Annotated in this window: 19 protein-coding genes; 12 read left to right on the top strand and 7 right to left on the bottom strand. The window is 34.5% G+C overall.

Translation table 11 applies throughout. The features are described 5' to 3' along the window. Positions 1-58 precede the first annotated feature (58 nt). Genes F0460_RS10100 through F0460_RS16395 form a run of 3 tightly spaced genes read left to right on the top strand, consistent with a single transcriptional unit; the run spans position 59 to position 2,526 of the window. Complete coding sequence (locus tag F0460_RS10100; RefSeq protein ID WP_150012823.1) at positions 59-280, top strand: FeoA family protein; 222 nt, start codon at positions 59-61, stop codon at positions 278-280. Positions 281-286: 6 nt separating this feature from the next. Beyond that, the gene (feoB, locus tag F0460_RS10095; RefSeq protein WP_150012821.1) at positions 287-2,398 is read left to right on the top strand and encodes a ferrous iron transport protein B; all 2,112 of its coding nucleotides are present in this window, start codon (positions 287-289) and stop codon (positions 2,396-2,398) included. Beyond that, a complete protein-coding gene (locus tag F0460_RS16395; protein WP_317132146.1) occupies positions 2,320-2,526 on the top strand; it encodes a FeoB-associated Cys-rich membrane protein in 207 nt (68 codons plus the stop codon). Before feoB ends, F0460_RS16395 begins: the two co-directional genes overlap by 79 nt. Positions 2,527-2,598: 72 nt before the next feature. On the opposite strand, the gene F0460_RS10085 is transcribed toward F0460_RS16395, so the two are convergent. From F0460_RS10085 to F0460_RS10070, 4 genes are all read right to left on the bottom strand, one after another. Then, positions 2,599-2,904 carry a GIY-YIG nuclease family protein gene (locus F0460_RS10085; protein ID WP_150012817.1) on the bottom strand — a complete coding sequence of 102 codons (306 nt, stop codon included), beginning with the start codon at positions 2,902-2,904 and terminating at the stop codon, positions 2,599-2,601. A gap of 102 nt (positions 2,905-3,006) precedes the next feature. Then, on the bottom strand, positions 3,007-3,675 hold the full coding sequence (locus tag F0460_RS10080) for a phytanoyl-CoA dioxygenase family protein (protein WP_317132147.1): 669 nt from the start codon (positions 3,673-3,675) through the stop codon (positions 3,007-3,009). A gap of 69 nt (positions 3,676-3,744) precedes the next feature. After that, the gene (locus tag F0460_RS10075) at positions 3,745-4,575 is read right to left on the bottom strand and encodes a ZIP family metal transporter (RefSeq protein WP_150012813.1); all 831 of its coding nucleotides are present in this window, start codon (positions 4,573-4,575) and stop codon (positions 3,745-3,747) included. 1 nt (position 4,576) lies between these two features. Next, positions 4,577-5,233, bottom strand: a complete 657-nt coding sequence (locus tag F0460_RS10070) for a metal-dependent transcriptional regulator (protein ID WP_150012811.1) — start codon at positions 5,231-5,233, stop codon at positions 4,577-4,579. 93 nt (positions 5,234-5,326) lie between these two features. On the opposite strand from F0460_RS10070, the gene F0460_RS10065 reads away from it, so the two are divergent. The 4 genes from F0460_RS10065 to F0460_RS10050 all read left to right on the top strand — a co-directional run bounded on the left by F0460_RS10065 (position 5,327) and on the right by F0460_RS10050 (position 9,263). Beyond that, positions 5,327-7,582, top strand: a complete 2,256-nt coding sequence (locus tag F0460_RS10065) for a TonB-dependent receptor plug domain-containing protein (RefSeq protein WP_150012809.1) — start codon at positions 5,327-5,329, stop codon at positions 7,580-7,582. A 146-nt stretch (positions 7,583-7,728) separates the two neighbouring features. After that, positions 7,729-8,151, top strand: a complete 423-nt coding sequence (locus F0460_RS10060; protein ID WP_150012807.1) for a hypothetical protein — start codon at positions 7,729-7,731, stop codon at positions 8,149-8,151. A gap of 82 nt (positions 8,152-8,233) precedes the next feature. Continuing rightward, positions 8,234-8,878: a septal ring lytic transglycosylase RlpA family protein gene (locus F0460_RS10055; RefSeq protein ID WP_150012805.1), complete on the top strand. Its 645-nt coding sequence runs from the start codon at positions 8,234-8,236 to the stop codon at positions 8,876-8,878. Further along, positions 8,862-9,263, top strand: a complete 402-nt coding sequence (locus tag F0460_RS10050) for a septal ring lytic transglycosylase RlpA family protein (RefSeq protein ID WP_150012803.1) — start codon at positions 8,862-8,864, stop codon at positions 9,261-9,263. Before F0460_RS10055 ends, F0460_RS10050 begins: the two co-directional genes overlap by 17 nt. Here the strand turns inward: F0460_RS10050 and F0460_RS10045 are convergent. Further along, positions 9,244-9,717 (bottom strand): CYTH domain-containing protein, encoded by a 474-nt coding sequence (locus F0460_RS10045; RefSeq protein ID WP_150012802.1) that lies wholly within the window; start codon positions 9,715-9,717, stop codon positions 9,244-9,246. The two genes, F0460_RS10050 and F0460_RS10045, sit on opposite strands and share 20 nt — an antisense overlap. Positions 9,718-9,764: 47 nt before the next feature. On the opposite strand from F0460_RS10045, the gene F0460_RS10040 reads away from it, so the two are divergent. Continuing rightward, entirely contained in the window at positions 9,765-11,813 is a 2,049-nt protein-coding gene (locus tag F0460_RS10040; RefSeq protein WP_150012800.1) for a recombinase, read from the top strand. A gap of 11 nt (positions 11,814-11,824) precedes the next feature. Further along, complete coding sequence (gene dinB / locus F0460_RS10035) at positions 11,825-12,907, top strand: DNA polymerase IV (protein ID WP_150012798.1); 1,083 nt, start codon at positions 11,825-11,827, stop codon at positions 12,905-12,907. 77 nt (positions 12,908-12,984) lie between these two features. Here dinB and F0460_RS10030 read toward each other — a convergent pair whose 3' ends face one another. Beyond that, positions 12,985-14,454, bottom strand: coding sequence for an MAC/perforin domain-containing protein (locus F0460_RS10030; protein ID WP_150012797.1), 1,470 nt, complete (start codon positions 14,452-14,454; stop codon positions 12,985-12,987). A gap of 96 nt (positions 14,455-14,550) precedes the next feature. Beyond that, positions 14,551-15,384: an Omp28-related outer membrane protein gene (locus tag F0460_RS10025; protein ID WP_150012795.1), complete on the bottom strand. Its 834-nt coding sequence runs from the start codon at positions 15,382-15,384 to the stop codon at positions 14,551-14,553. A gap of 120 nt (positions 15,385-15,504) precedes the next feature. Here F0460_RS10025 and F0460_RS10020 point away from each other — a divergent pair, with 120 nt between their 5' ends. The 3 genes from F0460_RS10020 (at position 15,505) to rpsA (ending at position 19,620) form a co-directional block, all read left to right on the top strand. Next, positions 15,505-15,993: a TlpA family protein disulfide reductase gene (locus F0460_RS10020; protein WP_150012793.1), complete on the top strand. Its 489-nt coding sequence runs from the start codon at positions 15,505-15,507 to the stop codon at positions 15,991-15,993. After that, complete coding sequence (locus tag F0460_RS10015; protein ID WP_150012791.1) at positions 15,993-17,654, top strand: DUF6029 family protein; 1,662 nt, start codon at positions 15,993-15,995, stop codon at positions 17,652-17,654. Before F0460_RS10020 ends, F0460_RS10015 begins: the two co-directional genes overlap by 1 nt. Before the next feature lie 199 nt (positions 17,655-17,853). Next, on the top strand, positions 17,854-19,620 hold the full coding sequence (gene rpsA, locus F0460_RS10010; protein WP_150012789.1) for a 30S ribosomal protein S1: 1,767 nt from the start codon (positions 17,854-17,856) through the stop codon (positions 19,618-19,620). Positions 19,621-19,764 lie beyond the last annotated feature (144 nt).

Raw genomic sequence — 19,764 nt, 5'->3', positions numbered from 1 at the left:
GGATTTCCTTTTTTAATAAGTAGATTTGTAATCTAAAATCAATCTAAATAAAAAGATTATGACTCTTAATTTTTTAAAAAAGAGCCAAAAAGGAACTATCATCGCTATAAATGCAGACAATGTTCCTTTAAAATTAATTGAAATGGGCTGCTTACCCGGCAATATTGTCGAGGTTTTGCAAATTGCACCTCTATCAGATCCGATCTACATAAAAGTAAACGATTCGTTTTTAAGCATTCGTAAAGATCTGGCAAAAGAAATTGAAGTTGAACTGATATAACATTTAATGAAACAACTAAAAGTAGCGTTAATTGGAAACCCAAATGTAGGTAAAACTTCCGTTTTTAACGCGTTAACAGGCTTAAACCAACACGTAGGAAATTATCCCGGCGTAACCGTAGAACGTAAAATTGGTACGGCAACTTTAGCAAAAGATACCAAAGCACATATTATAGATTTACCGGGTGTTTACTCTGTAAATCCAAATTCTAAAGACGAAGAAATTGCGTTGAACGCCATTTTCGATGCATCGAACAAAGATTTTCCAGATGTAATTGTTGTGGTTGCAGAAGTAGAAAATTTAAAACGAAACCTGTTGCTTTTTACGCAGGTTAAAGATTTGGGGTTTCCTACTATTCTGGCATTGAACATGGCAGATCAAATGGAAAAGAAAGGAATTTCTATTGATGTGCCTGCGTTGGAAAAAGCGTTGGATACTAAAATTGTTCTGATTTCCGCAAGAAAAAATGAAGGAATTGATGAGTTGAAACAAGCCGTTTTAAATTATTCAAACTACAATACCAATAGTGTTTTCGATTTAAAATCGATCGATGAAAGCTATTTTACGCTTTTAGGGCATTTATATCCAAATCAAAATCCTTACAAAGTTTGGCTTACGCAGACAGGTGTTTTTCAGTTCGAACAATTAAGTCCGGTTGTTTCAAGCAGTTCTACCGTTCAAAAATCAGAAACCGAACTCAAAAAATTACAACAGCGCGAAACCATAAAGCGTTATCAGTTTATTAACAAGATTTTAAAGGACACCTATAAAATAGATACTTCAAAGGCAACGGATATCCGCATGAAGTTCGATCGAATTCTAACGCACAAATTCTGGGGTTACATTATCTTTTTCTTTGTTTTGCTGTTGATTTACGGATCGATCTTTGAACTGGCAGCTTTCCCAATGGATTTTGTTGATGGATTATTTGCCGATTTATCAAGTTGGACAAGCGCCAATTTGCCTGAAGGAAAATTAACCGAATTACTTGCCGATGGTGTAATTCCCGGATTGGGAGGCGTGTTGATGTTTGTTCCGCAAATTGCCATTTTATTCTTTTTAATATCGATTTTAGAAGAAACCGGTTATATGAGCCGAGTGGTTTTTATAATGGATCGTATCATGAAACCTTTCGGCTTAAGCGGAAAATCCGTCGTTCCGTTAGTTTCGGGAACAGCATGTGCCATTCCGGCAATCATGAGTGCACGTAACATCGAAAATCCAAAAGAACGATTAATCACCATGCTGGTTACGCCGTTTACAACCTGTTCGGCACGTATTCCGGTGTACATTATCATTATATCGCTCATTATTCCAAAAACATATATTTTAGGTTTTGTACCGTTGCAGGCTTTTGTAATGACTATGATGTACGTTTTAGGATTTTTAGCTGCGTTGCTTTCTGGTTTGGTTTTAAGCAAGATTATTAAAGCCGACAGAAAATCGTTTTTTGTGATTGAAATGCCTACGTACAAAGCACCCATTTTAAAGAATGTGTTTTTAAATATGTACGAAAAAGTAGTTTCGTATGTTGTGGGTGCCGGAAAAATTATTTTAGCGTTATCGGTTATTTTATGGTTTTTAGGATCGCACGGGCCGAGTGATACGTTTGGAAATGCCGAAGAAATGGTTGCCGAAAAGCAGATGAACGAACGTTTGACCGAACGTTTGACCGAAGAACAATTGGCAAGCGAAATTGCAGGTTATCAGTTAGAACATTCGTACATTGGAATCATCGGTAGAACAATTGAACCTGTTTTTCGTCCGTTGGGATACGATTGGAAAATAAGTATTGCTGTTTTAACATCGTTTGCTGCACGTGAGGTTTTTGTTGGAAATTTAGCAACCTTATATAATTTAGGCGAAGAAGCTGCCGAAGACGAAACCAAGATTATCGACAGAATGGCAAATGAAAAACGCGCAGACGGAACGCCGGTTTACACTGTCGCAACCGGAATTTCGTTATTGTTGTTTTACGCTTTTGCTATGCAGTGTTTATCAACTGTTGGGGTTACCAAAAAGGAAACTAACTCGTGGAAATGGACGTTTGTTCAGTTGGTGTTTATGACAGCCGTAGCGTATGTTGCAGCGTTAATTGCTTATCAACTTTTAAAATAAAGCGTATGCAAGATGTTATTGTTTATATATTGTTATGCATGGCAGTTGCCTTTTTACTGAAAAAGTTTGTTTTTAAAAAGAAGAAAAAGGGCAGTTGCGGTAATGATAATAACTGTGGTTGTGGGTAAAAAACGATAAAGTTTCTCGGACGTTGAGCCTGTCGAAACGTTTTTTATATATAAATTGTCACTTAAACAAAATCAGTGACTAGAATCTTTAGGGAATTGGGAATAATTTTTTGATAATAAAGGTAGAGATTCTGAGTTGTTATTAATTAGAGCTTCTTTTTTCTTTCTACTCCAACCTTGAACTTGTTTTTCTCTATAGAAAGCTTCATCTATTCTCTGAAATTCTTCATAATAAACCAGTTTTACAGGAAGTCTCTTTTTTGTATAATTCGCTCCCACGCCTGCTTGATGTTGTGTAATTCGAAGTTCTAAATCTGTTGTGCTTCCAGTGTAATAACTACCATCACAGCAGATTAAAATATACATATATCCTTTCATAACTTTAAATTTTTGTGAGAAGTCACTTCGACAAGCTCAGTGACCGGTGGGTGAGATCTTTAAATATTAAAATTCTTCGGACGTTGAGCCTGTCGAAACGTTTTATATTTCTTGTTTTTCAGACCAGTTTATTTCTTTTGGAAGATCGATGTTTGATAATTCAATATGAATTACTCTTCGCTTTTTACTGTTTGTTGTTCTGCCCGAACTATGGAGTAGCAATGGTTTCATAAGCATAACTCCGCCTTTATTAACATTGCAGGTTACATCTTTTTCATTTTCCCAATTGATAGATTCCGGTCTGTAAATTCCTTTTGAATGAGAATTTTCTATAACCTTTAAAGCGCCGTTTTCTAAATTTGTTTCATCCAAATGGATTCGTAAGGTTACAATATTTTCTAAAATAGAAATTGGTGGCTGAACAGCAAACTGATTTTGCTTTTTAGTCCAATTAACAAAGTTTTCAATTTCCGCTTTTTTATCTACCGAAATGGTCAGATCCTGATGATAAGCAACATACCAATTAGAATTTTCGGGTTTATCAAAATAGATGCTTTTCACAATGAAATAATCATTCCCAAGAATACTTGATATCAGATCTTTAAGATTATCATTAAAAATGAATTGAAGTATTTCCGGGATTTCTTTAACAACTTGTCTTATCGCGAATAAATCTTCCGATTTACGAAAAGTAGTATTTGTTTGATCAGCTTTATTAATGCACGAAATAATTGATTCGATTTCTGCATCATTAAAAATTCCATCAACAATTGAAAAACCTTTGTTGTATAAATTATCTTTAGCTATATTTAAATTATCTGCATATTCTTTTATTTTCGATTACCCCAAAGCTACATCTAACATCATCATGGCAATAAATCCACCTATAAAACCAAGGGTTGCAATATCGCCGTTATCGCCTTGCTGGGTTTCGGGAACAACTTCTTCAATCACCACAAAAATCATGGCTCCGGCTGCAAAAGCCAACGCATAAGGTAAAATTGGCGTAAAAAAACCGACAGCCAACGCACCAATTACCGCCGCAATAGGTTCAACCAAAGCAGAACTTTGTCCGTACATAAAACTTTTGCCTTTGCTCATACCGGCTCTTCGCAACGGAAACGAAACTGCCAAACCTTCGGGTAAATTCTGTAAACCAATTCCAATTGCCAATGTTAAAGCACCGGCAATAGTCGCTTCGGGAATTCCGGCTGCAACACCGCCAAACAAAACGCCAACTGCCAAACCTTCGGGAATGTTGTGCAAGGTAATTGCCAAAACCAATAAAGTTGTTTTTTGCCAAGGAGTTTTGGTTTTAACGCCTTCGGTTTTCGATACGGGATGATTCAAGTGTAAATGCGGCAAAATTTTATCTAACACAAACAAAAACAACGCGCCTAACGCAAAGCCAATAGCAGCGGGCATTACTTTAGTAAAACCTTCGCCCTGACTCATGTTTATAGCTGGTGCAAGCAAACTCCAAAAACTGGCTGCAATCATTACACCACCAGTAAAACCCAACATTCCGTCTAATAATTTTTTACTCGGATTTCGAAAAACAAATACCAAAGCCGCACCAATTGCCGTTAATGCCCAAGTGAATAATCCTGCGAAAAGTGCTGCCCAAACTGGGTCAACCGATTCAAAAAAGGCTATGAGTTGATCAAACATATCAGATCTTTTTTACAAATAAATTATGAGCAACCACTTTAGATAAGGTCAGCTCGTTTTCTTGAAACAGAATAGTTACCGAATGATCGAAATTTTCGTGCTTTAAAACGGTAAAAGTGCTTCCCAAGGCAATTTTTTGTCGATCTAAATATTGAAGAAAAGCAGCTGACGTATCTTTTACACCCACACACATATATTTATGATTGATTTTGGTTTCGGTAAGCAGTTCTTTTTCACGGTACGGAATTTCGCCTTTAGAATTTGGAATAGGATCGCCATGAGGATCTTCTTTCGGGAAACCCAAAAAAGCATCCAATGCATTAATAAGCTTTTCAGATTTAATGTGTTCCAATTCTTCGGCAACATCATGCACTTCGTCCCAGTTAAAATTCAACTTATTAACCAAAAAAACTTCCCACAAACGGTGCTTTCTAATAATCATTTTAGCTGTTTGTAAGCCTAAAGTGGTTATAAAAACACCTTGATATCGTTCGTGTGTAATCAGTTTTTTTTCTTTCAGTTTTTTAATCATATCGGTTACCGATGACGCTTTTGTATCGATTTTCTGCGCAATGGCATTGGTTGAAATTCCTTCATCTTCGGTTTGCGACAAATGATAAATCACTTTCAGGTAATTTTCTTCGGTATGGGTAAGCATAGTTTCAAATAAAAATCAAATATAATTAAATAATCTAGTTTTAATTTAAGTTGTTTAAAAAATATTTTTAGATTTGTCTAAAATTTAATTCAAATGAAACTAATTATATTTTTCAGTTTACTTTTAAGTGTTTCAACTTTAGCGGCACAAGTACAATTCACCGGAAAAGTGACTGATAACAAAAATGCTATACAAACAGCGGTTTATATTGTTGAAGCCGATGAGGAAGTTCAAACTGATGCAGAAGGAGCTTTTACGTATCAATTCGAAAATGCAGGTATTTATCATATCAATATTGAAAACAGCAGCGGATTCATTCAGGCTTTTGAATTGAATCTAACAAAACCGGAAGAACAATTTGAATTTGTTTTATCAAACGAAAATCCGCAAACCGATTTACTGAACGAAATTGTGATATCGGGCACTATGAAACCCGTGCTTCGATCGGAAAGTTTGGTTCCGGTTGAGGTTTACACGCCAACATTTTTCAGAAAGAACCCAACGCCCAATATTTTTGAAGCTTTGCAAAACGTAAACGGCGTAAAACCGCAGGTAAATTGCAGTGTTTGTAATACGGGCGACATTCATATTAACGGATTAGAGGGTCCGTACACTTTTGTTTTGATCGATGGAATGCCTATTGTAAGTGGCTTGTCAACCGTTTATGGTTTATCGGGAATTCCGAATTCATTGATTGAGAAAGTCGAAATCGTAAAAGGTCCGGCTTCGTCGTTGTACGGCAGTGAGGCTGTGGGCGGATTGATCAATATCATTACAAAAAATCCGTTGTATGCATCAAAATATGCTGTTGATGTTTTCGGGACTTCGTGGGGCGAGATAAATACCGATTTGGGATTGTCTTTAAAAGTTTCAGACAAAGTTCATTGGTTAATGGGCGTGAATTATTTCAATTATTCCAATCCGATCGATAAAAATAAAGACGGATTTACCGATGTTACGTTGCAAGACCGTATTTCGATTTTTAACAAGTTTACTTTCGATCGAAAATCTAAAAAACAATTTGCACTGGCAACCCGCTATTTTTACGAAGACCGTTGGGGCGGACAAATGAATTGGAACAGAAGTCACCGTGGCGGAACCGATGTTTACGGGGAATCGATTTATACGAACAGATTTGAATTGCTTGGTTTATATGAACTGCCATTTACCGAAAAAATTACGAGTCAGTTTTCTATTACGGCACACGATCAGAATTCAATGTATGGCGATACGCCGTTTATGGCAAAACAAAACATTGCTTTTACACAGTTTTATTGGGATAAAACCTACGGCAAGCACGATTTGTTAGTTGGAACAGCCGCAAGATATCAGATGTACGATGACAACAGTGCAGCAACACCAACAGCCCATGAAACATTTATTCCAAGTGTTTTTGTTCAGGATTCGTACGAAATAAACAAGCATTTTAGTTTGTTGGGTGGATTAAGATATGATTATCATAAAGATCACAAAAGCATTATTACACCACGTTTTGCGTTTAGATACGAATCTGATAAAGGAGATATTTTACGTTTGAATGCCGGAACAGGTTTCCGTGTAGTGAATTTGTTTACCGAAGAACACGCCGCGCTTTCGGGTGCTCGTGATGTATTTGTTTTAGAAGATCTAAAGCCCGAAAAATCGTATAACGTAAATGTAAATTATTTAAAAACCTGGATGTTGAAAGATGATTTTATCCTTCAGGCTGAAGCTGCTGCATGGTACACTTATTTTACCAATTCCATAATTCCAGATTACGACAGCAATCCAAACCAGATCATCTATAAAAATTTAGAAGGATATGCTGAAACAAAAGGTATCAGCCTAAATGTTGATGCAGTTTATGCCAACAATCTTAAAATAATGATGGGTGTAACACTGCAAGATGTAAGCAAGGTAGAAGATAATGTACGCACACAGCAAATGCTTACCGAAAAATTTTCTGGAACATGGGTTGTTTCCTACACTTTTAACCGTTTAAACCTAACCGCAGATTATTCTGGAAATTTGTACGGACCCATGCGTTTGCCTTTGGTTAGCGAATTAGATCCGCGTTTGCCGTATTCCGAAACTTACAGTATTCAGAATATTCAGTTAACTTATAAAGGTTTTAAGCATTTTGAATTATACGGTGGCGTTAAAAATTTATTGAATTGGACGCCTAATAAGAATAACCCGTTTTTAATTGCCCGATCTAACGATCCGTTTAACAAAAATGTGCAATATGATGCCAACGGAACGGCTTTGGTTACACCCGAAAATCCGTACGGTTTAGTGTTTGATCCTACCTATATTTACGCACCAAACCAAGGCTTAAGAACGTTTTTTGGTGTGCGATACAACTTCTAAAATTATGTTAAAAACAAAACTATTTTAATAATTAATTTTGCTATGTTGTTGTAATTCAATATATTTGCTTTTGTGTGAAAATTTAAAGGTAGTTTTTTGCAACGAAAAAAGCCTATCTTTGCCAGCAAACAACAATAAATATAACTATGTACACAGGTTTACAACATGCGCATTCTTACATTGCTTTTGCGGCTTTAATCTTACTGATTGTAGCATCGATAAATGCAATTATCGGGATGACATCAAACAAAGAATTTAAAGATGGCGATCGTAAATTATCGTTATTCGCTTTAATTTTTACACACACACAATTGTTAATTGGAATCATACTTTATTTTGTGTCTCCAATGGTTCAGTCTTTTTCAGTTGCAATGAAAGACAGTACATTACGATTGTATGCTTTAGAACACCCATTAATTAATATTATAGCAGTAGTATTAATTACAATTGGTTGGTCGCGTCATAAAAAAATGACAACAAGCAAAGCAAAATTTAAATCAATTGCAATCATGTTTGCTTTAGGAACAATTTTGATTTTATCAAGAATTCCTTGGAGCGCTTGGTTATAAAATACGATTCTTAATTCCGTAAAAAGAAAAAGAATTCTCTTGTCTTTACAAGAAAAAAAGAAGTTTAATTAAATTACAATTTATGAAGAAGCATTTTTCATTAATTTTAGCAGGATTAGTAACACTAACAGTAGTAACTGGATTTAGTGTTGTAACAAAAAACAATGAGACGGATAACAATGTAAAAGTTGTAGGGAAGGAATTAGCGTATGCAGAAATAGCAACAGCTAATAATTTGAGTAAAGATTCTTCTAAAATAAACGAAAAAGAAGCTGAATTAAAGAGTGAATTAATTAAGTTAAATGCTGAACTAGAAGCTTTAGAAAGCGAAGTTGAAACAGTTCACGAAGAAACCAAAGCATCTTACTACCACGATAAATTCAACGGTAAAAAAACAGCAAGCGGTGAGGTTTTTAGTAATAAAAAATACACGGCAGCGCATAAAACATTACCTTTTGGTACTAAAGTGCGTGTAACAAATCTTACAAATGATGAAGAAGTGATTGTTGAAATCAATGATCGCGGACCATTTTCTAAAGGACGCCAGTTAGATTTAAGCAAAAAAGCTTTTATGGACTTAACCCATAACCGCAACCACGGTACATTAAGCGTTAAAGTTGAAGTGTTACCGGAAGATTACGAAGACAAGAAAATCGAAATACAAGAAGAATTGAATGTAGTAACTTCGGTTCCAAATGATTTAGACTTACATGAATTTGCGTTATAGCCTTTTTAGTATCTTAATAATATTGTGTTTTGCAAGTTGTAAAACGGCAAACCGCACAAAAAACACAAAAACCTCATTGTATAAAGATGAGGTTTTTGCATGTTATTATCACAACAAATTTAATGGCAGAAAAACAGCAAGCGGAGAAGTTTTTTCTAACAGTAAATTAACCGCAGCACATAAAAAATTGCAGTTTGGTACTAAAGTTAAAGTTACCAATATAGAAAACGATAAAAGCGTAATTGTTGAAATTAACGATCGCGGACCGTTTACAAAAGGTTTGGAAATTGATTTAAGCAAAAAAGCATTCGATGCCATTTCGCACGATAAAAAAGCGGGTAAACTTCAGGTTAAATTAGAATTGATTAACGATTCCAAGAAGTAAAAGGCACATTGCTTAAATACGCATTGTAAAAACGTTCGTCGCCTGTTAGTTCATCTCCCAACCAGTCGGGTTTTTCAAATTGCTGATCTGCTGTTTGCAGTTCCACTTCGGCAATAACAAGTCCTTTGTTTGCGCCTTCAAAAACATCAACCTCAAAAACAATAGTATCAAACGGAATTAAATACCGGGTTTTATCAATCACAAAATCTTCGCACAGCAATAAAAGCGCTTCGGCATCTTTAATGTCGATCTCTTTTTCCCATTCAAACCGCGATAAACCATCCGCAGAACTTATGCCTTTCACAGTAATAAACCCCTTGTTTCCTTTGGTGCGCACGCGAACCGTTCGGTTTTTATCGGTATTCAAATAGCCTTGAGTTATCTTGTAGCTTTCTTTAGCATTCGCCAAAAAAGTAGTACTTTTAACGCTGAATTTTCTTTCAATTTCTAACATTGATTTTCTGGATTTTCTTCGAAATCAAATATCGTAAAAAAGAATTTATGAGTTTAATAAAAAAACAGTTAACCTATAAAAATGTCAATGAAATATTTACAAAATACATTGTAGATGATCAGGTGGTTTTGCAAGAACGACTGTATTTTTTATACGATTTGGTGCGATATTACCGTCCAAGAAATCCAAAAGCAGTTGCCAATATTACCTTGCGCGAACTGTTGGATCATTTGATAGAATTCGACAAGCACCGTGTAATCCTTGCTAATTATTTGAAAAATATTTTATCGGGAAGATCTTTCCATAGAATGGTTTCAGATGCCGGTATTTTGCAGGATTCAGATTTTTTGTATGAGATCAGAAAGCGTATTTCGGCAAAAATACTTCCTTATCAGCCACAAAGAGATACGTTAGAATATGCCTTGAATCAGGTTTTTTATAAGGAAAACGATTTTGTATGGATCAATAAAATTCCATTAGCCGAATTAATTGAACTGGTTGAAATTTTACAGATCAAAGATATTTACAGTTTTGAAAAGGCAGATGACGGTGCTTTGTCTGAAATATTATATGCCATGGGACTTTTAACCCAGCGAATGAGCGGGCGTTCTATGGAAACAAGTATTTTGAACATGATACCGAAATACAACCATTTGGGAAGTCCGTTTTTAGGTTTCGAAAACGAGTTTTTAGAGATTGAAAACCGTTTGCGAAAAGGTGAAATACAGTTTGTAGATTCCAATGATTTAAACTACAAGCAAATGGTTATTTTGTATAACCAGTGTGTAGATTTGGTTAAGCACGCCTATAAAAACAGTGCAACATTTGGTATTACCCTTAAAGTAAATCAAAGCTTACTGCGTATAAGACAGCAATTGGAAAGAATTCAAATTTTAATGAATTTTATGGTTGTAGATCATTCTAAAGATCGAATCGAAAATACCGTAAAACTATCATTACGATTAATAGAATACAACTGTTACAAAAATAATATCAGCAAATTAATTGCCGAAAGTACGCAGGTTGTATCGTACGAAATTACCCAGTACACCGCCAAAACAGGCGAGCATTACATTACCGAAACTGCCAAAGAATATTTTTCAATGTTTAAAGCATCAATGGGTGCAGGGCTTGTGGTTGGTTTCTTATGTATTTTTAAAGTGCTTTTATCTAAAGCAAACACAAGCGATTTTGGCTTTGCCTTTTTGTACAGTCTTAATTACGCTTTCGGTTTCATTGTAATTTACTTATGCGGTTTTGCCTTGGCAACAAAACAGCCTGCAATGACAGCATCGACCATTATAAAGGCAATTGAAGAAGGTAGAAAAAATCAGACATCAACAACCGAACAACATAGTTCTTTTGCGAAATTGTTTGCAAGGTTGTTCCGCTCGCAGTTTATTGCCTTTGTGGGCAACGTAATTATGGCTTTTGGCGTAGCATTGCTTTTAATTTGGGTAATTGACAGCATTACCGGCATTAATATTACCGATACCAAATGGCATACGTTGCTAAAAGATTCAAGTCCGGCACATTCGTTAGCTATTTTTCATGCGGCTATTGCGGGCGTTTTTCTTTTTCTGTCGGGAATTATTTCGGGTAACGTATCAAACAAGAATAAGCACAATCAGGTTTATTATCGCATACAGGAAAATCCGTTTTTAAAATCGACCATTGGTGCGTATAAAGCAAACAGATTAGCTGGTTGGTTAGAGAAAAAATGGCCGGGAATTATTTCTAATCTTTGGTTTGGTGTTTTTATGGGAAGCACACATTCCATTGGAATCTTTTTAGGTTTGAATTTGGATATCCGTCATATTACTTTTGTAAGTGGAAATATAGCATTAGGTGCTTACGGAGCCGATTTTCAACTACCATGGATAACTTGGGTGTGGTGTGTTTTAGGTTTGTTTTTTGTAGGATTTATGAATTTTATCGTAAGTTTTGGTTTGTCGTTAGGTTTGGCATTCCGATCAAGAAATATTCCTTGGACAGAAGTTTTTTCTTTGCAGAAATCGGTTTGGAAACACTTTAAAAAACAGCCGTTACATTTCTTTTTTCCACCTCGTAAAAGCAAAGAAACTGTTATTAATTGATGTAGATTGTAATGGAAATAAATCAGACGCATCGCAAAATAATTCATGTTGATATGGATGCGTTTTACGCTTCGGTAGAACAATTAGATTTTCCTGAATTAAGAGGTAAACCACTTGCCGTGGGCGGATCTGAAGAAAGAGGCGTGATATCGGCAGCCAGTTACGAAGCTAGAAAATTTGGAGTTCGAAGTGCGATGAGCGGTAAGCTTGCAATAAAAAAATGTCCGGAATTAATTTTTGTAAAACCTCGTTTTGGTCGATACAAAGAAGTATCAAACCAAATAAGACAAATCTTTTTAGAATATACCGATCTGGTAGAACCATTGTCGTTAGACGAAGCTTTTTTAGATGTAACCGTTAATAAAAAAGGGTTGAAAAGTGCCACATTAATGGCAGAAGAAATTCGCTTGAAAATCTTTCAAACTACAGGGTTAACAGCTTCAGCAGGAATTTCAATCAATAAGTTCCTTGCAAAAATAGCAAGCGATTACAACAAACCAAACGGACAAAAAACAATTAAACCTGACGAGATAATTCCGTTTTTAGATTCGTTAGAAATTAAACGCTTTTTTGGTGTTGGAAAAAAAACCTGTGAAAAAATGTATCATCTGGGTATTTTCACGGGTGCCGATTTACGCCAAAAATCGTTAGATTTTTTAGAACATCATTTCGGAAATTCGGGTGTTCATTTTTATCAGTTGGCGCGTGGTATAAGTAATTCGGCGGTTGTTCCAAATCGTTTACCAAAATCAATCGGAGCCGAACGAACGTTTCAAGAAAACTTTACATCAATCATTCCTTTAAAAGAAAAGCTTATTGATATCTGTGAAGAAGTCTCAACTCGATTGCAAAAACGAAATCTTTCGGGCAAAACAATCACCCTTAAAATAAAATACAGCGATTTTAATTTACAGACAAAAAGCTTAACGTTGCTGTATTACATGAGCAGTTTTGATTTATTGTTTGATACTTCTTTGGAACTGTTACAACAAAGCAATTTAAAAGCTTCGGTACGCTTAATTGGTATTCAGGTAAGTAATTTAAACATCAACCAGAAAAAAGCAGAATACGTGCAGCTGAAGTTTAGGTTTTGAAATAAAAAACTCAAACCGAAAGGTTTGAGTTTTTTGAGAAATTCTTAATTTTGTAATTGTTGATATCAATTAAGCAATTAAAGAACTTTGATAATAAAATTATCCAAATTTGAAATAGATGTAGTTGGTAAGCCATAAATAAGTTTATATTTTTGTGCAGTCAAATCATTCTTTATCAGGTAGGCTCTTTTATCATATCCATTCTGATATACCATATACTTTTTACCATTTTCTTGATTGATTACTAAACTTATGTAAGAATTTTGTTTAACGATTTCAAAATTTTCATTAGTAAAGCTTGCTTGCAATAATGGTAAGGTTGTTGGAAAAATCAATAAATTATTTTTTAAAGAGGTGGTGTAGGAGCCTGTAGTGCTGTTATAATTACTCACATCTGCTACTTCAATCCATCTACCTCTTCTTGTTTTCATTAAGATCACTCTATCAAAATTGGCTTTGTAATACATAACCATATCTCCTGGTACGAAAGTTTTCTGTCCAAAATTAGTGTATTCAGTTAGATTGTCTGATGCGTAACTATTAATTCCTGTCTTAATGTAATTTTTTATTTCGTTTGAAATTTTAGTGTCTAATACTAATTCATAATTAGCCAAAAGGCTTGTACTATCAAAATTTATTAACCTGGAATTACTATCAGTAATAGAATTCAACCAATTATCAATATTCATTGTTGGAACATTTGTTGGGTTACTAATGTCAAGAGGTCCTATTGCAATAGGGTAAGAACCTCCAATAGATTTACAATATACTTGGCTATTCGCGAATTTATTTGCATAATTATATGATGAGTCATATCCTGCGCCAACATTTAATCCAAAAATCTTACCAGATAAAAAAGAAACCGTTAAACCAGCTTCCGTTTTCTTTGCAGAAGAATTAAGAGTAGAACTTCCTGTATATGAAACACTTAATTTAGCTCCTAAATAAGCAGTCTTAATTAAGTGCGTACCATAAATATTTGTAAAGGCTTGTGGCGTTAATTGATCAGCATCTTCTCTGAAGTTAGTTGTTAGATATTGAGTTAAATCTAAGGGGTCTATATCAATAGAAAATTTCTTTCTTAAAATTAAATAATCACTACTTCCAAAGGAGTATGCGCCATTAGCAACTACTCCTTTATCAAATTTCCCTGATAATGAGGCATCAAATAATTTAAAGAAACCACTGCCGCCAAGGTTAACTTTGGTAGATACATCTTTTTTGTATTCTGTGGCATTGTAATTTGCTATTACTGATGATTCACTTACTGTAAGCGTATGTGAAGTAAGTCTATTCTCATTCTCTAGTAAATTTAATTTTAATATATTGGCTTTGGCGTAAGTTGGATCAGCAAAATCACCTTTAACGTCATATCCATATCCAAGTACATCCCAGAGTCCATCTCCAGAACTGTAAGTTTGATAACCAGAGTCTGTCACAGCTTCCATTTCGGAATTCATTGTGTTATTATCTTCTTGTACTTCTTCTGGACTACAGCTAAATAGTATAGATAAAATTCCTAACAGTAAAATATTTTTTGTTTTCATAAGTTTAATTTATTCAGTAATTTTTTTATTAAAAAGTTAAAATATATATATAAAAAGCTGTTTTTTTGAAACAGCTTTTTTTGAAAAAACTTTTTATTAAAAGTTTTTATAAGAAACATTAATTTCTGCTGGAGTATATTCCTGACCTACAACAATTTTGTCAGAAGGAATTGCAGTACCCATAACGTCCCCATTCAAAGCTTTTGCAATAGCATTGTGTACAAAATCAGGTTTGTTACCTTTTCCACCAAAATTAGTAGTGTAGTTAGATTGTGTTAAAACCACTCCATCCTGAAGCACATAAACAACATATTTTAAATCTTTCGCAATACCATCTGCAAATTTAAAAGAAACATTAATTTTACCACTTGTCTCAGTTAAACTAGATGCGATTTTAATACCTACTTCAGAATCAGTTTTTGCCAAAGCTAAAGCTTGAGCAGTTTTCATAGCATTACCACTAGCAGCTTCCCATTCGGCAGATCTGTTTAACACAGCAAATGGATAGCCTCTTTGGTTTGAAGGAATTCCAAATTTCTCCCATAAAGCAGTAGATAATGTTCTTTCATGTGGAGAAAAAGCAAACTTGTCACCGTTGTGTAGTGCAACAGGAACAATTTTATCTCCATTGTTTTTTTCTAATTCTTCAATAGAAAAAGTTACGCGTGGACACCATCCGCACCAAGCACCAGTAAAATCTTCAATTAGAACTCTGTGTTGAAATTTATTTCCAACCATAACATAGTCTTTTGTTGTATTTGCATCCGCTTGTTGTACGTTAATAGCATCACCATTTGCATTTAATACAGCAACCACAACTTTCATTTTTTGTGATTGATTTTCTTCTTCTTTAGGAGAATCATCAGATGATGAACATCCCATCACTAATCCGCCCAAGGCAATCGTACTTAAAAAAAGTAATTTTTTCATAAAGTCAGCTTAATTGTTTGTTAATTTAAAACAAAGTAAACGTAAATTTTTTGAGAATAAAAAAAAAAGTTGTTAAAAAGTTTTATAAATTTGTTTTTCCAATTTATTTAAATAACTAATATGTTAAAAATTCAAGTGTTTGTTGCGTTTCTATTATTAAGCTTTGCTAGTTACGCACAAAAGTTACCTAATGTAACGTTAAAGGATTTAGACGGTAAATCTATTAACATGTCTAAGTATAATAATTCTGATAAACCAATAATTGTAAGTTTTTGGGCAACTTGGTGTGGTCCGTGTGTAAAAGAACTTACTGCTATTAATGAAGTTTATGCCTCTTGGCAAAAAGAAACTGGTGTAGAACTAGTAGCGGTCTCTATTGATGATGCTAGAACAAAAGCAAGAGTTAAACCGCAGGTTAAAGGTAAATCATGGAAATATACCGTGGTCTTAGATGAAAACCAAGAATTAAAGCGTGCTTTAAATGTAGGTAATGTTCCTTATACTATGGTGATTTATAAAGGAAAAGTGGTTTATTCACATTCTAGTTATACGCCAGGTATCGAAAACGAAATCTACAAACAAGTTAAAAAAGCTATTGGTAAATCGTAATGAAATCTAAATATTTAATTGCAGCAGGCTTAATAGTACTGTTGTCTTACCAAGGTAAAGCTCAAGTTAATGTGGGGATCGAATCTAATTCTCAATACTACACAGAAGACGATAAAATTAAATTAGATGAAAGCGCAAAAGAGGATCCATTCCGTTCAAATAACTATATAAAGATAGATTATCTTAAAAATTATTTCGAAGTAGGAATGCAAGCTGAAGGCTATCTTCCAAAAGCACTTTTAAATTACAATCCCGAATTAGAGGGAATGGGTATAGGAACTGTTTATGCCCGATACAATAACTACGATAAAGGTGTAGATATTACATTAGGACACTTTTACGAGCAATTTGGTAGCGGTTTAGCCTTGCGTTCTTGGGAAGATAGGGCATTAGGTATTAACAATGCTATTTTTGGGGGGCGTTTTAAAGTACGTATGCATCCTTCAACCAATTTAACATTATTAGGTGGTAAACAACGTGTTGGTTTAGGTTTTGATTTATCAGATGGAATTATTTACGGCGCCAATGCAGAAGTTGATATCACAAATATTTTAGAAAAAGATAATTATCTGCTGAAATTTGGAGCTTCGTTTGTTGGACGTCGCGAAGACATATCTGTTGAGTATCCAACAGTTGACCCAAACACAAACGTAATGTCTACAAGATTGGATTACGTTGGTGAAAAATTCTCAATTGGCGGTGAATACGTTTATAAAACAGAAGACGTTCTTGTTGAAAATCTAGGCACAATTTTTCCTGAAAGATCAGGTTACGGAAATGCCTTTTTAGTTAATATGGGTTATACCGTTGAAGGTTTTGCAGCAAATGTTAATTTACGTAGAATGGAAAATATGTCATTCTTCTCAAACCGGGAGTTAACAGGAAATGCATTTAATGTAGGTATGATAAATTATGTTCCAGCATTAACAAAACAATACGATTTTGCTTTACAAAATATCTTTGTTTATCAGTCTCAACCTAAATATGGTTATATGAATATTCATAAAATTGGTGAAATTGGCGGGCAGTTTGATGTGTTTTATGAACTGAAAAAAGAAACTTTTTTAGGTGGTAAATATGGTGCAAATTTAATTGTGAATGGATCATATTGGGCTGGTTTAAAAACAGAAGAACAGCCAGATGGTAATCTTAAATCTACAGGTTTTGCAGATTTTGGTCAAAAATATTATCGCGATTTTGCTGTTGAATACAGAAGAAAATGGTCTGAAAAATTCAGTTCAATTTTTATGTATCTTAATCAGTATTACAACAGAGAATATGTTGAAGAAACATACGGGCAGATTCATTCAAATGTTGCTGTTGCAGAAGGTTTGTATTTTTTCAAACCAACTAGTTCGGTTCGTTTAGAATTACAGCATCAATGGGCAGATGGAGATCGTAAAAATTGGGCAGGTGGTACATTAGAGTATATGCCAAATAGTAAATTTTCGTTTTTTGTGCATGATATCTATAATTATGGAAATGATGACCCTGATATGCAGTTACATTATTACAGCGTTGGAGGAAGTTTTACTAAAGGTGCAACTCGTGTTGCTGCAAGTTACGGGCGTCAACGCGGAGGTTTAATCTGTGTAGGCGGTGTTTGTAGAATGGTGCCAGAGGCTACAGGATTTACTTTAAACCTAACAACAAATTTCTAAATAACTTAAAGTCTGAATTAATATTCAGACTTTTTTTTATTGATTTTTAGGAAGATAAAAAAAAACAACGTAAATTTGCACCACTTTTTAGTAGAAGATAAAGGAATGGCTAAAAGGTTGAAACATAAATCAATAACAACTTCTGTTTAAAACTTCGTTACAATCCTTAAATAAACAGAATACAAATTTATTATCAGACATGTCTGAACAAACACAAAACGCAAAAGAATTCTTAGATACTTTCAACTGGGAAAGTTATGAAAACGGTATTGATGCAGTAGACGCTCAAAACTTACAAGAATTCGAAGATTTAGTAGAAAAAACTTTTATCTCAACTGGTGAAGAAGAAGTTGTAGAAGGTGTAGTAGTAAGAATCACAGACAGAGATGCAATCGTTGACATCAACGCTAAATCTGAAGGTGTTATTTCTTTAAATGAGTTCCGTTACAATCCTCACTTAAAAGTTGGTGATAAAGTAGAGGTTTTAATCGACGTTCGCGAAGATAAAAACGGACAATTAGTATTATCTCACCGTAAAGCTCGTACAATCAAAGCTTGGGATCGTGTTATCGCAGCTCATGATACAGGCGAAATCGTTAACGGTTTTGTTAAATGTAGAACTAAAGGTGGTATGATCGTTGATGTATTCGGTATCGAAGCTTTCTTGCCAGGATCTCAAATCGATGTGAAACCAATCCGCGATTACGATCAATACGTAAACAAAACTATGGAATTTAAAGTTGTTAAAATCAACCACGAATTCAAAAACGTAGTAGTTTCTCACAAAGCATTAATCGAAGCTGATATCGAAGTTCAGAAAAAAGAAATCATCGGTCAGTTAGAAAAAGGTCAAGTATTAGAAGGTGTTGTTAAAAACATTACTTCATACGGTGTATTCATTGATTTAGGTGGTGTTGACGGATTAATCCACATTACAGACTTATCTTGGTCTCGTATCAACCACCCATCTGAAGTATTAGAATTAGACCAAAAATTAAACGTTGTAATCCTTGATTTTGATGACGAAAAAACACGTATCCAATTAGGTTTAAAACAATTAAACGCTCATCCATGGGATGCTTTAGATGCTAACTTAAACGTTGGTGACAAAGTAAAAGGTAAAGTAGTTGTTTTGGCTGATTACGGTGCATTCATCGAAGTTGCAGAAGGTGTAGAAGGTTTAATCCACGTTTCAGAAATGTCATGGTCAACGCATTTACGTTCAGCTCAAGATTTCGTAAAAATCGGTGATGAAGTAGAAGCAGTTATCTTAACATTAGATCGCGACGATCGTAAAATGTCATTAGGTATCAAACAATTATCAAACGATCCTTGGACAGACATTACATCTAAATACCCAGTAGGTTCTAAACATACAGGTACAGTTCGTAACTTTACAAACTTTGGTGTTTTTGTTGAATTAGAAGAAGGTATCGACGGTTTAGTTTATATTTCTGATTTATCTTGGACTAAAAAAATCAAACACCCATCAGAATTTGTTAACGTAGGTGACAAGTTAGATGTTGTAGTGTTAGAATTAGATGTTGAAGGTCGTAAATTATCATTAGGTCACAAACAAACTACAGACAATCCATGGGATGCTCACGAAGCAGCTTACGGTGTAGGTACAGTACAAAACGGTACAATTGCAGACTTAAACGATAAAGGTGCTACTGTAAACTTCGAAGAAGATGTAGTTGCGTTCATCCCAACACGTCATTTAGAGAAAGAAGACGGTAAAAAATTGAAAAAAGGCGATACAGCTGATTTCAAAGTTATCGAATTCAACAAAGAATTCAAAAGAGTTGTAGCTTCACATACTGCTACTTTCCGCGAAGAGGAAGAGAAGAATGTAAGAGCATCAGAAGAAAAAGTTTCTTCTAACAATTCATCAAACGAAAAAACAACTTTAGGTGATATCGACGCTTTAGCAGAATTAAAAGCTAAAATGGAAGGTAAAAACTAATTAGTTTTCTCCAGTAAATCAAATCCCGTTAGTTCACTAGCGGGATTTTTTTGTTTTTGGGCGTTCCCCTTACATTTAGTTTCAAAACAAAATCTGGAAAAATCATCATAGAAGCTAACATAAAATTCGATTAAGTATTTGGTG

Source organism: Paenimyroides baculatum (genome assembly GCF_008629655.1).
Classification (GTDB): Bacteria; Bacteroidota; Bacteroidia; order Flavobacteriales; family Flavobacteriaceae; genus Flavobacterium; species Flavobacterium baculatum.
Note: the sequence above shows the minus strand (reverse complement) of the source record. Positions and strands in the feature narration are given on the sequence as shown.

What these genes read in the sequence shown, in the direction of transcription:
- F0460_RS10075 (WP_150012813.1), bottom strand. Translation starts at nt 4,575, where the DNA reads ATGTTTGATCAACTCATAGCCTTTTTTGAATCGGTTGACCCAGTTTGG.
- F0460_RS10025 (WP_150012795.1), bottom strand. Translation starts at nt 15,384, where the DNA reads ATGAAAAAATTACTTTTTTTAAGTACGATTGCCTTGGGCGGATTAGTG.
- F0460_RS10030 (WP_150012797.1), bottom strand. Translation starts at nt 14,454, where the DNA reads ATGAAAACAAAAAATATTTTACTGTTAGGAATTTTATCTATACTATTT.
- F0460_RS10050 (WP_150012803.1), top strand. Translation starts at nt 8,862, where the DNA reads ATGAATTTGCGTTATAGCCTTTTTAGTATCTTAATAATATTGTGTTTT.
- F0460_RS10040 (WP_150012800.1), top strand. Translation starts at nt 9,765, where the DNA reads ATGAGTTTAATAAAAAAACAGTTAACCTATAAAAATGTCAATGAAATA.
- F0460_RS10065 (WP_150012809.1), top strand. Translation starts at nt 5,327, where the DNA reads ATGAAACTAATTATATTTTTCAGTTTACTTTTAAGTGTTTCAACTTTA.
- F0460_RS10020 (WP_150012793.1), top strand. Translation starts at nt 15,505, where the DNA reads ATGTTAAAAATTCAAGTGTTTGTTGCGTTTCTATTATTAAGCTTTGCT.
- F0460_RS10045 (WP_150012802.1), bottom strand. Translation starts at nt 9,717, where the DNA reads ATGTTAGAAATTGAAAGAAAATTCAGCGTTAAAAGTACTACTTTTTTG.
- F0460_RS10100 (WP_150012823.1), top strand. Translation starts at nt 59, where the DNA reads ATGACTCTTAATTTTTTAAAAAAGAGCCAAAAAGGAACTATCATCGCT.
- F0460_RS10015 (WP_150012791.1), top strand. Translation starts at nt 15,993, where the DNA reads ATGAAATCTAAATATTTAATTGCAGCAGGCTTAATAGTACTGTTGTCT.
- feoB (WP_150012821.1), top strand. Translation starts at nt 287, where the DNA reads ATGAAACAACTAAAAGTAGCGTTAATTGGAAACCCAAATGTAGGTAAA.
- F0460_RS10070 (WP_150012811.1), bottom strand. Translation starts at nt 5,233, where the DNA reads ATGCTTACCCATACCGAAGAAAATTACCTGAAAGTGATTTATCATTTG.
- F0460_RS10085 (WP_150012817.1), bottom strand. Translation starts at nt 2,904, where the DNA reads ATGAAAGGATATATGTATATTTTAATCTGCTGTGATGGTAGTTATTAC.
- rpsA (WP_150012789.1), top strand. Translation starts at nt 17,854, where the DNA reads ATGTCTGAACAAACACAAAACGCAAAAGAATTCTTAGATACTTTCAAC.
- F0460_RS10055 (WP_150012805.1), top strand. Translation starts at nt 8,234, where the DNA reads ATGAAGAAGCATTTTTCATTAATTTTAGCAGGATTAGTAACACTAACA.
- dinB (WP_150012798.1), top strand. Translation starts at nt 11,825, where the DNA reads ATGGAAATAAATCAGACGCATCGCAAAATAATTCATGTTGATATGGAT.
- F0460_RS16395 (WP_317132146.1), top strand. Translation starts at nt 2,320, where the DNA reads ATGGACGTTTGTTCAGTTGGTGTTTATGACAGCCGTAGCGTATGTTGC.
- F0460_RS10060 (WP_150012807.1), top strand. Translation starts at nt 7,729, where the DNA reads ATGTACACAGGTTTACAACATGCGCATTCTTACATTGCTTTTGCGGCT.